This window comes from Actinomyces urogenitalis DSM 15434, assembly GCF_000159035.1.
Lineage (GTDB): Bacteria > Actinomycetota > Actinomycetes > Actinomycetales > Actinomycetaceae > Actinomyces > Actinomyces urogenitalis.
The window spans coordinates 452,942-465,192 of the sequence record NZ_DS999576.1 but is presented as its reverse complement, the minus strand read 5'-3'; the positions used below and the strand labels follow the sequence as shown (position 1 = coordinate 465,192).

12 protein-coding genes and 1 tRNA gene are annotated in these 12,251 nt (G+C 69.3%); 8 read left to right on the top strand and 5 right to left on the bottom strand.

All coding sequences use genetic code 11. The features are described 5' to 3' along the window. Positions 1 to 11 precede the first annotated feature (11 nt). From zwf to HMPREF0058_RS10170, 6 genes are all read left to right on the top strand, one after another. Positions 12 to 1,595 carry a glucose-6-phosphate dehydrogenase gene (zwf, locus tag HMPREF0058_RS10195; RefSeq protein ID WP_006549711.1) on the top strand — a complete coding sequence of 528 codons (1,584 nt, stop codon included), beginning with the start codon at positions 12 to 14 and terminating at the stop codon, positions 1,593 to 1,595. Then, a complete protein-coding gene (locus tag HMPREF0058_RS10190; RefSeq protein WP_006549710.1) occupies positions 1,592 to 2,590 on the top strand; it encodes a glucose-6-phosphate dehydrogenase assembly protein OpcA in 999 nt (332 codons plus the stop codon). The genes zwf and HMPREF0058_RS10190 overlap by 4 nt, the downstream gene beginning before the upstream one ends. 88 nt (positions 2,591 to 2,678) lie before the next feature. Continuing rightward, positions 2,679 to 3,602 (top strand): aldo/keto reductase, encoded by a 924-nt coding sequence (locus HMPREF0058_RS10185; protein WP_006549709.1) that lies wholly within the window; start codon positions 2,679 to 2,681, stop codon positions 3,600 to 3,602. 154 nt (positions 3,603 to 3,756) lie between these two features. After that, positions 3,757 to 4,740, top strand: coding sequence for an HNH endonuclease family protein (locus HMPREF0058_RS10180; RefSeq protein WP_006549708.1), 984 nt, complete (start codon positions 3,757 to 3,759; stop codon positions 4,738 to 4,740). Positions 4,741 to 4,749: 9 nt separating this feature from the next. Beyond that, positions 4,750 to 5,211: an RNA-binding S4 domain-containing protein gene (locus tag HMPREF0058_RS10175; RefSeq protein WP_006549707.1), complete on the top strand. Its 462-nt coding sequence runs from the start codon at positions 4,750 to 4,752 to the stop codon at positions 5,209 to 5,211. A gap of 21 nt (positions 5,212 to 5,232) precedes the next feature. Beyond that, on the top strand, positions 5,233 to 6,285 hold the full coding sequence (locus HMPREF0058_RS10170) for an alpha/beta hydrolase (protein WP_006549706.1): 1,053 nt from the start codon (positions 5,233 to 5,235) through the stop codon (positions 6,283 to 6,285). Here the strand turns inward: HMPREF0058_RS10170 and HMPREF0058_RS10165 are convergent. Genes HMPREF0058_RS10165 through HMPREF0058_RS10155 form a run of 3 tightly spaced genes read right to left on the bottom strand, consistent with a single transcriptional unit; the run spans position 6,269 to position 9,105 of the window. Continuing rightward, complete coding sequence (locus tag HMPREF0058_RS10165; RefSeq protein WP_024036381.1) at positions 6,269 to 7,159, bottom strand: HAD family hydrolase; 891 nt, start codon at positions 7,157 to 7,159, stop codon at positions 6,269 to 6,271. The genes HMPREF0058_RS10170 and HMPREF0058_RS10165 overlap by 17 nt on opposite strands. Positions 7,160 to 7,210: 51 nt before the next feature. Continuing rightward, positions 7,211 to 8,050 (bottom strand): aldo/keto reductase, encoded by an 840-nt coding sequence (locus tag HMPREF0058_RS10160; RefSeq protein WP_006549704.1) that lies wholly within the window; start codon positions 8,048 to 8,050, stop codon positions 7,211 to 7,213. Continuing rightward, the gene (locus HMPREF0058_RS10155; protein ID WP_006549703.1) at positions 8,047 to 9,105 is read right to left on the bottom strand and encodes a DNA adenine methylase; all 1,059 of its coding nucleotides are present in this window, start codon (positions 9,103 to 9,105) and stop codon (positions 8,047 to 8,049) included. The genes HMPREF0058_RS10160 and HMPREF0058_RS10155 overlap by 4 nt, the downstream gene beginning before the upstream one ends. A gap of 195 nt (positions 9,106 to 9,300) precedes the next feature. On the opposite strand from HMPREF0058_RS10155, the gene HMPREF0058_RS10150 reads away from it, so the two are divergent. Both HMPREF0058_RS10150 and HMPREF0058_RS10145 read left to right on the top strand, forming a co-directional pair. Beyond that, a complete protein-coding gene (locus tag HMPREF0058_RS10150; protein ID WP_006549702.1) occupies positions 9,301 to 10,683 on the top strand; it encodes an MFS transporter in 1,383 nt (460 codons plus the stop codon). Between the two features lie 32 nt (positions 10,684 to 10,715). Next, positions 10,716 to 11,393 carry an ArsR/SmtB family transcription factor gene (locus HMPREF0058_RS10145; RefSeq protein WP_040319871.1) on the top strand — a complete coding sequence of 226 codons (678 nt, stop codon included), beginning with the start codon at positions 10,716 to 10,718 and terminating at the stop codon, positions 11,391 to 11,393. Positions 11,394 to 11,418: 25 nt separating this feature from the next. Here the strand turns inward: HMPREF0058_RS10145 and HMPREF0058_RS10140 are convergent, their stop codons facing one another. Further along, complete coding sequence (locus tag HMPREF0058_RS10140; RefSeq protein WP_006549701.1) at positions 11,419 to 12,003, bottom strand: DUF1349 domain-containing protein; 585 nt, start codon at positions 12,001 to 12,003, stop codon at positions 11,419 to 11,421. 67 nt (positions 12,004 to 12,070) lie between these two features. Continuing rightward, positions 12,071 to 12,144 (bottom strand) — tRNA-Pro (locus tag HMPREF0058_RS10135). Positions 12,145 to 12,251: the final 107 nt, after the last annotated feature.

Below are 12,251 nucleotides of genomic sequence, written 5' to 3'. Positions count from 1 at the left end.
GGAAGGTGCACGTGGATACTGCAGATTCCGCTCACGCTACCTCGTCCTCGCAGGCGGCTGCTGGCAGCAACCCGCTGCTGGACCCCCGCGACCTCCGCCTGCCCAGGATCGCGGATCCTTGCGTCATGGTGATGTTCGGCATCACCGGCGACCTGGCCCGCCACAAGCTGCTGCCGGCGATCTACGACCTGGCCAACCGTGGCCTGCTCTCTCCCTCCTTCTCACTGGTGGGAGTCGGACGGCGCGACTGGAGCGACGAGGACATGCGCGCCTACGTGCGTGGCAGCGTCGGGGCCCACGCCCGTACCCCCTGGCACGAGAGCATCTGGGAGCAGCTGGCCGAGGGGATGCGATTCGTGACCTTCTCCTCCTTCGAGGACGACGAGGCCTATGAGCGCCTGACCGGCGTGGTCGCCGAGCTGGACGCCAGCAGGGGCACCAGCGGCAACCGCGCCTTCTACCTGTCCATCCCGCCCGGCTGGTTCCCCGCCGTCACCCAGCGCGTGGCCGCCTCGGGACTGGTCGACGACGCCCCTGGCAGCTGGCGCCGTGTGGTGATCGAGAAGCCCTTCGGCCATGATCGGGACTCCGCGCGTGAGCTCGACTCCCTGGTGGGGCGGATCGTGCGTCCGGATGACGTCTTCCGGGTCGACCACTACCTGGGCAAAGAGACGGTGCAGAACATCCTGGCGCTGCGCTTCGCCAACACGATGTTCGAGCCGCTGTGGAACCAGGGCTACGTCGACCACGTCCAGATCACCATGGCCGAGGACATTGGCATCGGCTCGCGTGCCGGCTACTACGACACTATCGGCGCGGCACGCGACGTTATCCAGAACCACCTGCTCCAGCTGCTGGCCCTGACCGCGATGGAGGAGCCGAGCTCCATGGACGCCGCGGCCGTCCGGGCGGAGAAGGAGAAGGTGCTCGACTGCGTGCGCCTGACGCGCCACGGCGTGCTCGACCTGGACGCCACCACGGCCCGTGGCCGCTATGTCGGCGGTTTCCAGGGCGGTGTGGCCGTGCCTGGTTACACCGAGGAGCAGGGCGTGCCGCAGGACTCGACCACGGAAACCTTCGCCGCCATCCGCCTGGAGATCGCCAACAGGCGCTGGGCCGGTGTGCCCTTCTACCTCCGGGCGGGCAAGCGCCTAGCGCGGCGGGTCACGGAGGTCGCCGTCGTCTTCAAGCAGCCACCCTTCCTGCCCTTCGACCCCTCTGCCACGGCAGGGGTGGGGGCGAACACGATCGTGCTGAGGATCCAACCGGACGAGGGCATCACCATGCGCCTGGCCTCCAAGGTGCCGGGCACCCACATGGAGCTGCGCGACGTCCTGATGGACTTTGGTTACGGAGCCTCTTTCAACGAGGAGTCGCCGGAGGCCTACGAGCGTCTCATCCTGGACGCGCTGCTGGGCGACGCCCCGCTCTTCCCCCACCAGCGGGAGGTGGACCTGTCCTGGCGCATCCTGGACCCGGTGATCGAGCACTGGGCCGCGGCAGGGGTGCCTGACTCCTACCGTCCGGGCTCCTGGGGCCCGGACAGCGCCCATGACCTGCTCACCCGTGACGGCCGTACCTGGAGGCGTTCATGATCACCACCCTGACCGCGACGACGACCGACCGCATCGTCTCCGAGCTGCTTGCCGTCGAGGGCGGCTCCGGTAGCTCGCGTGTGCTCACCCTGGTCATCTCCACTGACGCCGTCGGCCTGGAGGAGGCCCTGGAGGCCGCGCACGGGGCCTCACGTGACCATCCCTGCCGCGTCATCGCCGTCGTCGCCCCGCCCGGGCGCGAGGACGCCTCTGGGCCGCGCTCACGAGACGGTCACGTCTCTGCCGAGCTGCCCGGCCACCTGGATGCCGAGATCCGGGTCGGCCACGACGCCGGGGCGGGCGAGACGCTGGTCCTGCGTCCGTGGGGAGAGGCCGCCGAGCACACCGACACCCTGGTGGTCCCCTTCCTGCTGCCCGACGTCCCTGTGGTCACCTGGTGGCCGACGACGATGCCGAGCTGCCCGGCGCAAGACCCTCTGGGCCAGCTCGCCGGCACGCGGATCACCAATACCCCGGCCCAACCTGATCCTGTGGCCGCTCTGGCAGCTCTGGCACCCGGATACACCCGCGGAGACATCGACCTGGCGTGGACGCGGATGACGCTGTGGCGGGCCATCGTGGCCGCCACGCTCGGCCCGGTGCTGCGCGATCACCAGGTCAGTCGCGTCGCGGTGGCGGGAGAGCCCTCCAACGCCTCCATGGCACTGATGATCCGGTGGCTGCGCCTGCAGGCCAGTGTCGAGGTCGATCGGGTGGACGTGCCTGGCTTCTCTGGGATCTCCCAGGTTGCCGCCCACACGGAGGCCGGGACCTACCTCATCGAGCGCGCGGACCAGGAGCGGGTCCGGATCACCCGACCCGACGGCTCCGCGCCGCAGATCGTCACCATGCCCAGGCGTGAGCCTGTGACCACCATGAACGAGGAGCTGCGCCGGCTGACCCCGGATCTCGTCTTTGAAGAGGTGCTCGTGGCTTTCGCTGCTGATCACGGCTGCCACTGCCTGGGCCAGGAGACGGCGCAGGCCTCGCAGTAGGGCACGGTCCCTCCCCCGGTCACCGCGCGGTGGCTCGTACACGCTCAAAAGCCTGTGCGGGCCACCGCGGCGTCGTTATCGTGGAGATATGAAGACGTTGCCACTGGGTACCTCTGACCTGACCGCCTCCAACATCGTCCTGGGCTGCATGCGCATCAGGGACAAGTCTGACGCCGAGATCCGCCAGCTCGTCTCCACGGCCCTGGAGGCCGGCATCACCATGTTCGACCACGCCGACATCTACGGTGGTGACCACGCTTGCGAGAAGAGGTTCTCCCAGGCGCTGGGATGGAGCCGCTCCGAGCGCGAGCAGGTGGTCCTGCAGACCAAGTGCGGTATCCGCGGAGGCTGGTTCGACTTCTCTGCCGAGCACATCATCACCAGCGTCGAGCGTTCGCTTACTGCGCTGGGAACTGACTATCTCGATGTCCTTCTCCTGCACCGGCCGGACGCCCTCGTTGAGCCCGAGGAGGTCGCCCAGGCCTTTGACGAGCTCCACGCCGCCGGCAAGGTGCGTCACTTCGGCGTCTCCAACCACACTCGCGGTCAGCTGGAGCTGCTGCGCGCCACGGTCCGTCAACCACTTCTGGTCAACCAGCTGCAGCTCTCCCTCACCCACGCTCCGATGATCGCTGAGGGCGTGGCCCTCAACATGCAGCACGACCAGGCCCTGTCCCGCACGGACGGGATCCTGGACTACTGCCGCCTGACGAGCACGACGATCCAGGCCTGGTCCCCCTTCCAGTCCGGCGACGGCACCGGCCCGTTCGTGGGCAACTCTAGCTACTACCTGCCGCTGAACGAGACGCTCAACCGCCTGGCGGCCGAGTACGGCGTCTCACCGGACACGATCGCGACGGCGTGGATCACGCGTCACCCGGCTGCGATGCAGGTGGTCGTGGGTACCACGAGTCCGCAGCGCGTGCGCGACGCCGTGGCAGGCAGCGAGCTGCCTCTCACCCGCGAGCAGTGGTACGAGGTCTTCCGCGCGGCCGGGTACGTCGTTCCCTGATCTCACCCGGCTCTGCCCCAGGCGGGCCGGTGGGTCGCCTGCCTGGCTATGGCTGGGGATGAGTGTCGGTGCCCCGGCCTAGCCTGGCCGCATGAACCGATCTCACCACGGCGCGGCGCGGCGCTCAGCGCCGCGACATGGGTGGCAGGCCGTCATGACGGCGGCCACGCTCGCCGTCCTTGTCATGCTCGCTTGCGGCCTGGCGCCTGTGGCGCCGCTCGGCCCGGCCTACGCCGGGTCCACCGCCACGCAGAGCAAGGCAGGTACGCCCACGGCCTGGGATGAACGGGGTTCCCTCGTGCTGCCACCAGACCAGGCTCTGGCTGCCCTGGACCGGCTGCCGGCGGACTCACCGGCCGCCGTCTCCTGGGCGCAGGGAGGATCGCGCACCGGATGGTTCGGCGAGGCCTGGCAGGACGTGGACGGGGATGGGTGCGACACTCGTAACGAGGTCTTGGCCCGTGACCTGAGCGATGCCGACTTCTCGCGTGCCTCGGGGCTGCAGACGGCTGACCAGGGGCGGGGCGAGGGGGCGAGCGTCTGTCCTGACGCGACGGTGTGGACCGGAGTGCTGCACGATCCCTATACCGGCAAGGAGATTACCTTCCAGCGTGGACAGAACACCTCCGCCGCGGTCCAGATCGACCACGTGGTCCCTCTCAACTACCTCTACGCCCACGGCGCCTGGGCCTGGGACCAGCGCACCAGGCTCCTGGTAGCCAATGACCCCCTCAACCTCCTGGCGGTCGACGGCGAGGCCAACAGCGCCAAGGGTGCGTGCGGCCCCGCCACCTGCCCCGTGGGTACGAGTGAGACTGGTACCTGGACGACGGCGAGCGGCTCGGGCTGGTGGCCGCCGGATCCCGGGTTCCGCTGCGAGTACGCCCAGCGTTTCGTCTCCGTCCTGGCGGCCTACCGCCTTGGTGTGCCTGACGCCGACCGCCAGGCGCTGGCCGAGGTGCTGGGCAGCTGCACGCAGGCAGGCGATGGACAGGTCTCATGGCTCAAGCAGCTGTCAGGACTACGTCCTGGGGTGCTGGCGAGGGCCACTGCCCGTCCTCCCGTCGCCCTGCCACTGGGACTGGGACTGGCCCTGACAGGTGGAGCGCTCCTGCTGTGGCACCGGCGCCGTCGTTAGGATGCCGCCATGGTGAGCAAGGAGACCGTCCGGGCACAGGCACTGGCTGCGGCGGCCGAGTCCGGCGGACCCGCCTCGGCCAGGGTGGATGTGTGGCTGTGGGCGGTGCGCCAGTGCAAGACCCGTTCAGCTGCGACGGCAGCCTGCAAGGCCGGGCACGTACGGGTCAACGGGGAGCCTGTCAAGCCTGCCCAGCACGTCGTCGTCGGGGACGAGGTGCGCTACCGGGTGGACGGCTTTGACCGAATCCTCCTGGTCACTCAGATTCTTCTCAAGAGGGTCGGTGCTCCCGTAGCACGGCGTGCCTACGCCGACTTCTCCGCGCCACGTCCCTCTCCCCTGGACGCACCGGCCGCGATCATCCGCGACCGGGGTGCCGGCCGGCCCACGAAGAAGGAACGGCGCGCCCTGGATGCGCTGCGCGCGGGCGTGCCTGACGTGGACATCGAGCACATCCTCGACGTCGACTAAGACACCCCAGGAAGGATCACCATGTCCAAGCGCACTCGGGCCGCAGCCGTCTCCGCATTGGTACTCTCGGGGCTGGCCGGACTCGGCGCCGTCGGCGTGGTGGCCAGGCAACGGTCCCTGGCCGGGGACCTGGCTCGTGTCCAGCCAGGCTTGCGTGCGCCGCTGCTGGTTCTGGGCCGGGGTCAGGACGGTGAGCCGGGCACGGTGCGTCCCGGCAACCTCTTTCAGCGGGCCAGCAAGGCGCAGGAGCTGTTCACCCCTGCCGGGCTCGGCACCCGCCGCATGCTGAGCACACCGCAGGGTCCCGTCAGCGCATGGCTCTATGAGACTGCGCACCGGGCGGAGCAGGCTGGTAGCGGTGCGCTTGTGTGGATCCACGGCGGAGGGCTCGTGGGTGGGTCCCCCGCCCAGGACCACGCCCTGTGCTCTCGTTTGGCTACTGACCTGGGATGCCTCGTGGTCTGCGTCGACTACCGCCTGGCGCCTCAGCACCCCTACCCCGCGGCCATCGACGACTGCTTCGGCGCCCTGGCCTGGCTGCATGAGAACGCCTCAGACCTTGGCGTTGATCCTGAGCGTCTTGCCGTGGGTGGTGCCAGCGCCGGGGGCGGCCTGGCCGCCTGCGTGGCCCAGCGTGCCAGGGACGCGGGAGTGCCGCTGGTCTTCCAGCTCCTCATCTACCCCATGCTCGATGACCGAACCGGTGCCGGAGGCCAGGAGGTCCCTGGCCGCGGCGAGTTTGTGTGGACCGCTCGCTCCAACGCGCAGGGCTGGCAGGCCTATCTGGGGCACCCCGCGGGCGAGGAGGAGACTCGGCCCTGGGCAGCGGCAGCCCGCTGTCAGGACCTTGCTGGTCTGCCGGCGGCCTGGATCGGCGTGGGAGACCTCGACCTCTTTCTTGACGAGGACCTGGATTACGCCCGCCGTCTGGAACAAAGCGACGTGCCGGTCACCGTCCACGTGGAGCCCGGGATGTACCACGGTGCGGACTTCTGCACCTGGTCGCCGCAGATGCGCGCCTTCCGTACCCAGGCCGTGGAGGCGCTGGGATCGGCGTTCAGGCCTCGGCCCTGAGCAGCTCCTCCAGGACGCGCAGGACTCCTTGCTCGGTGTTAGCCGGCGCCTGGAACCGGGCGGCAGCCAGCACGTCCGAGTGGGCGTTGGCCATAGCGAAGGTCATCTCCGCCTCGTCGAAGAGCTCGACGTCATTGAGGTAGTCCCCGAAGACAGCCGTCTGTGCCGGTGTGACGCCCAGACGCTGCTGGAGGATGGCCAGGGCCCGCCCCTTAGAGGCCTTCGCCGACATGAGGTCGGTCCAGTGCAGCCCTGAGACCACCGTCTGCAGCTGCGGGGCGGCAGCGGCCAGGTGGGGTGCGGACAGGCGCTCGGCGTCAACAAAGTCGTGGACCGCGACCTTGAGGACGTCGTCCAGGCTCAGCGCAGTCAGGTCCGCCACCACCTGGCGCGAGGCGTAGTAGGTGTCCACCTCCGCCAGAAAGCTCTCATCGGTGCGCTCGACGTAGGCGACCTGCGGGGTGGCCACGACTGCTCCGACGTCGAGCCCGTGGCCAGGGCCCGCGAGCTGACGGACAGTCTGGATGACCGTGACGGCCTGCTGGCGCGTGATCGTATCGCGGAAAAGCTCGCGGTCGCCGTCGACGACGATCGTGCCGTTCTCGGCAATGATCGCGGTGTCCGCCACGAGCTCGCCGAGCGTGTGGCGCAGGTTGGCGAGCTGACGCCCCGAGGCCGGGCAGAAGACGATCCCGCGCTCGCGCAGACGAGCCACGACCTCAGCCAGGCCCGATGGCACCCGACCCTCGCCGTCGAGCAGCGTGCCGTCCATGTCGGTGACTACCAGGCGCAGGCGGGAGGCGTCTGCGGCCGGCGTGCCTGGACGCAAGGGAGTGATGACGGAGCGAGGGGTCGGGGCGTCAGCAGTGCGCATGGTGGGATCTTCTCAGATCCGCCAGCCTCCCTACGCCACCGGTGCCCGGTGCTACAGCTCCTCGTAGGTGGCCGGATCCTGGCCGGCTAAGCGGTGGCCACCATCGCCCAGCGCCGTGATCCGGCCGATCTCCTCAGGAGTCAGGCGCAGCGAGGCGGAGGCGAGGTTCTCCTCCTGGCGCGCCCGGGTGGAGGACTTTGGGATGGCGGTCACGCCGCGAGCCACGTGCCAGGCCAGGATCGCCTGGGCGGGGCTGGCCGAGTGCGCGGCGGCGACCTCGGCGACCACCGGGTTGCTCAGGATGTCCGACTTGCGCCCGAGCGGGCTCCACGCCTCCGTCGTGATACCGCGGGAGGCGTTGTAGGCGATCTGCTCGGTGTTGGGGAAGAACGGGTGGGACTCGATCTGGTTGACCTCAGGCAGCACGCCGGTCTCCCCCTCCAGGCCCTCAATGTGCTCGGGCAGGAAGTTCGAGACACCGATGTGGCGCACCAGACCACGTTCGCGAGCCTCGATGAGCGCCCTCCAGGTCTCCACGTACTTGTTCTGGGCGGGGTTGGGCCAGTGCAGGAGGTAGAGGTCGATGGCGCCGATCGGACGCATCCGCGAGACGGACTCCTCCACCGCCGCCAGGCCCTGCTCGTAGCCGTAGTACCGGCCGGGCACCTTGGAGGTCACCACGATCTCCTCGCGGCAGGCCAGGCCGGCCTCGACGGCGCCAGCCACGCCGTCAGCCACGCAGCCCTCGTTCTCGTAGGAGAAGGCTGAGTCGATGAGACGGTAGCCGACCTCGATGGCCGAGGTCACGGCCTGTGCCCCGGCGCGGCCACGCAGGTTGTAGGTTCCGAATCCAATGGCGGGCAGGGACAGGGGGCGGATGGCGTCACTCATACCTGCAGGTTAAGTGTCATGGCCTCCACACGCTGGGGCTCGCCGCACACGAGGAGGTACTCCGTGTTGCGCGTGTGGCTGATCCGGCTGACCTTCTGGCCGTGAGGGTTGAAGACCCCGATGCGGGCGCCGTTGTAGCGCTCGGAGGCGAAGGAAAGCACCTCGACGGCGCCGCCGCGCACCTGGCACATCTCGCGCAGCTCCCCCAGGGGCACGAATCCCTCGTTAGAGAAGGACAGGATGAGGACCTCGGCACGCACGGTGGCGATCAGCTCAGCCAGGGCCTGGGGCATCTGACGCCGCTTGTTGAACACCGACTTCGTGGCCTCATCGCGGCAGTCCAGCCTCTTGCAGGCCACGCCGTAGTACTCCGGGGCGTCCCAGCGCACCAGGGTCTCCCACACGTGGTAGTTCGTGTAGTAGCGGTGCTGGTTGTAAGGCGGGTCGAGGTAGGCCACGTCGACCGGGTCGAGGCTGTCAACGACGTCGAGCACGTCAGCGCGCAGGGCCCGGCCGGTACCCGGCACCAGCGGCGGTGCCTTGAGGGTCAGTGGCCTGAACGAGCGCGGGGCCCACTCCTTGAGGTAGGCCATCTGGACCCCCACGGTGGAGTCGACGGCGTCAGCCGCCTCGATCAGGCTGGTCAGGAGGACCGGGTAGAGCCAGGTGCCCGCGTAGTCGGTCTCGATCGCCTGGCGGACGGCGTCGATCCGCATGGCGTTGGCGCGCTGGAAGTATCGCGCGGCCTCGCTGAAGGTGCGGGTGATGTAGCCGCGCACGCCCGGCAGGGCGTTGAGGCGGGCCAGCGCCTGCTTCAGCTCAGCGTGATCGGCGGGGGTGAGTGCCTGGGCGTCGAGCTCGACGTAGGTACGGGCGAAGACCTCGGAGTAGGAGGCGATGTCGACGGCGGTGGTCGCGATCCCCTGACGGCACATCTCCTGGGCCACGCGGGTGGTGCCGGTGAACAGGTCCAGCCCCGTCGTGGCGCCCGAGGTGGCAAATATCTGACCCAGCACGGGCACGAGCAGGCGCTTGGAGCCGAGGTACTTGATCATGACCGCCCTCCCTGCCTGCGCCGTGACTGCCGAGACCCGCTCTCAGCCACCGTTCGTACCTGCCGCATGGTACTTGGCGCCGGCCAGGCTGCCAGATCGCGGGCCGCACGAACGGTGCGACGCGTATCGGGTGCCGCCGCCCTCAGTATGCAAACGCCATTGCGCAAATGGTATTGCAGACCTACTCTTGTTGTCATGAACAACGACGAGCAGCCCGCGTCAACCCCTCCGCTGACCTCCTCTCCCGCCCAGGAGCGGCGTTCTGCGCTACACCACAACCGGGACTACCTGGCCTGGTTCCTCGCTGACACCTCCTCCCAGCTGGGCAGGTCGATCCAGGCCTTCGCCATGCTGCTCATCGGCTACGCCGTCACTGGCTCCGTGGTCCAGGCAGGCCTGGTGTCCACGGTGTCCACCGTCGCCAGCCTCGTCCTGACCCTGCCGGGCGGCGTGCTCGTGGACCGATGGGACCGCAGGCTCAGCCTCACTGTCTCCGGCCTGGCTCGCGCCACCATCTTTGGTGCCGCGGCGGCGGCATGGTGGTGCGCAGGGCTCTCAGCGTCCCTGCTCTACGCCGTCGCCGCGGTCTCTGGCGCCCTGACGGGTCTGTTCTCCACCGCCTCCGACGCCGCCCTGAAGTCAGTGGTCCCGACCGAGGACCTGCCCAGGGCCGTGTCGGCCAACCAGGGCCGGGACGCCGCGATCAACCTCCTGGGAGCTCCTGTCTCCGGACTCCTCATCAATATCTCTTACGGCCTGCCCCTGCTTGCCGGGGCACTGTGCCCTCTGCTCCAGGCGGTCGCCACGCGGCTGATCCGCGCGGACCTGCGGCCTCGGCCTGAGCAGTCGCAGGACCCGGGGACCGGCTCCGACCCCTCCCCTTCCGGCCGGGTCTCCGTCATCGCTGACCTCCTGGACGGCTTCGCCGTCTTCCGTCAGATCGAGGTCCTTCCGAGGATCGTCGCGGCCCTGGTCCTGGTCAATACCGGCATCCAGGCCCTCATGGTCGGCATCACGCTCACCCTCCAGTCCTCCGGGACGCCCGCCTGGCAGATCGGCCTGCTCGACGGCGCGGTCGGGGTCGGCATGCTCGCTGGTGCGACCTTTGCCGGTCCTCTCGTTACCCGCGCGCCGAGCGGCCGGCTCATCATCACAGGCTTTCTGTTTATCGCGGTCTTCCTCGTCCCCCTGGCCTTCGCCCAGGACGTGCCCGTCATGCTCGGGCTCCTGGCGGTGGTGGGACTGGCCCTGCCGGTGGTCAACGGTGCGCTCGGCGGCTACATGCAGGCCCAGATTCCTGACGCCTTACAGGGCCGGGCCCTGTCAGCGATCGGCCTGGTCATCTCGTGTGCGCCGGCCCTCATGCCGGCGGCGGTCGGGGTCGGACTGACGCAGCTGGGCTCGGCCACCACGCTCGCGCTGACCTGCGTGCTCTTCCCGGCAGCGGCTGGCGTCCTGGCCTCAAGCAGGTCGATTCGCGAGCTGCCTCGGCCGGACCGGTGGGTAGCAGCAGTGTCTCGCACCGTGGTGCCACCTCAGGCAGGTGACGCATACGATGAGGCCCGCAGGGTGCACTGAGCACCGACGTCGGAGCACGGGGAGGACGGGCTGTGAGCACAGGTGCGCACCAGGGTGGTGCCGATCAGTCCCACACCGCCGCGTGGAGCGAGCCGGTTCCCGTGCCGGCCGAGGAGGCAGCCAGGCTGCTCACCCTCCTCACCCACCCCATCCGCTCCAAGATCCTGCGCACCATGGTGCACGGAGAGCCGATGCGGGTCTCCGACGTCGCCCAGGCGGTCGGCGAGCCGGCGAACTCGGTGTCCTACCACATGAGGGCCCTGGAGAAGGCCGGTGTCGCGCAGCGCCACGTGCCCACCGAGGGCGGCGACGGCCGCGAGACCTGGTGGGTGATCCCGGACTGGACAGGGCTGTCCTTCGACCCGGCCTCGATCCGGCAGCTTCCCGGTGGCGAGGCCGTGGTGGCGCAGTTCGAGCAGGCCGAGGCGGCACAGATCCTGGAGCTGTTCTCCGTGGCACGGCTGGAGGCTACTGAGGCGCTGGGGCTGCCCGGCCTGCGGGCGGACGGCCCCTTGCGGCTGACGCGCGAGGAGGCCCAGGCCTTCCAGGAGGGCGTGACCGCGCTCATCTCTCGGGCGATCGAGGCCTCCCGGCGCCACTCGCGGGCAGGGGACGACGACGGCGAGCGGGCGTACGCCTACGACTACCGGGTCGCCCTGCTCGCCGCAGTGGACCAGCCTGACGCCCCTTCCGCCGGCTCGGCTTCCTAGGCCTGGAGCCCATGCGCTGCTGCACTCAGGAGTCCGGGTGCAGCGAGGTGTCGGCGTCGTTCACGCGCCAGGAGTGGAATCGGACCGTGAGCCCGGCGCGGGTCGGCGCGCAGACAAGGGGCCCTGCGGCGACGTCGTCAGCCCGTTCGAGGGGGAAGACGCGCAGCAGCCGCAGCGGCTGCCCAACCACGCCACCACGGATCGTGACGGCGTCGTCGGTCCAGCTGGCACGGATACGGACGCGCTGACCGAGCCACTGCGGCACCTGGGCCAGAGACCAGTCAGAGCAGCCGTTGGTGACGACGGCGCCAGCGCTGAGCACGCCGTCGGCGTACTCCGTGGCAGCCTTGACCCAGCGTGAGGGCGAGCGGTGGATGAACAGGCCAGCCTGGTCGAACTGCTCCGAGAAAGCCGCGGTGTACTCGACCTCAACGGCCGTGCCGTACTCAAAGGGCGCCAGCAGACCGTGCTCCGAGGCATGGATGAAGCCGTACGAGGTGGTCCGCCAAGCATCCGAGCCCTCGACGGCGGTAACCAGCAGGTCCTCCCCCTCACGGCGCACCTCAGCCGGCTCATGGGTCCAGGTGCCCGTGTCCCATCGCACGTCCATGTCAGTCCTCCCGCCTGCGTGTACGACGAAGCCCGGTACCACTTTCCGCGTGATACCGGGCTTTTCGTCGGGCTGGCGGGATTTGAACCCACGACCCCTTGACCCCCAGTCAAGTGCGCTACCAAGCTGCGCCACAGCCCGTGACCTCACGGACCAGGTCCGCTCGGAACGAGTAGAACCTTAGCCCATGACGGCCTCGCACGAAAAATCCTGACACGGTGACCCCGCTCACCGCATCCCGGCGCTGG

Excerpts from the sequence above, each read along its gene's own strand:
- HMPREF0058_RS10190 (WP_006549710.1), top strand. The coding sequence starts at position 1,592 with ATGATCACCACCCTGACCGCGACGACGACCGACCGCATCGTCTCCGAG.
- HMPREF0058_RS10185 (WP_006549709.1), top strand. The coding sequence starts at position 2,679 with ATGAAGACGTTGCCACTGGGTACCTCTGACCTGACCGCCTCCAACATC.
- HMPREF0058_RS10180 (WP_006549708.1), top strand. The coding sequence starts at position 3,757 with ATGACGGCGGCCACGCTCGCCGTCCTTGTCATGCTCGCTTGCGGCCTG.
- HMPREF0058_RS10175 (WP_006549707.1), top strand. The coding sequence starts at position 4,750 with ATGGTGAGCAAGGAGACCGTCCGGGCACAGGCACTGGCTGCGGCGGCC.
- HMPREF0058_RS10170 (WP_006549706.1), top strand. The coding sequence starts at position 5,233 with ATGTCCAAGCGCACTCGGGCCGCAGCCGTCTCCGCATTGGTACTCTCG.
- HMPREF0058_RS10165 (WP_024036381.1), bottom strand. The coding sequence starts at position 7,159 with ATGCGCACTGCTGACGCCCCGACCCCTCGCTCCGTCATCACTCCCTTG.
- HMPREF0058_RS10160 (WP_006549704.1), bottom strand. The coding sequence starts at position 8,050 with ATGAGTGACGCCATCCGCCCCCTGTCCCTGCCCGCCATTGGATTCGGA.
- HMPREF0058_RS10155 (WP_006549703.1), bottom strand. The coding sequence starts at position 9,105 with ATGATCAAGTACCTCGGCTCCAAGCGCCTGCTCGTGCCCGTGCTGGGT.
- HMPREF0058_RS10150 (WP_006549702.1), top strand. The coding sequence starts at position 9,301 with ATGAACAACGACGAGCAGCCCGCGTCAACCCCTCCGCTGACCTCCTCT.
- HMPREF0058_RS10140 (WP_006549701.1), bottom strand. The coding sequence starts at position 12,003 with ATGGACGTGCGATGGGACACGGGCACCTGGACCCATGAGCCGGCTGAG.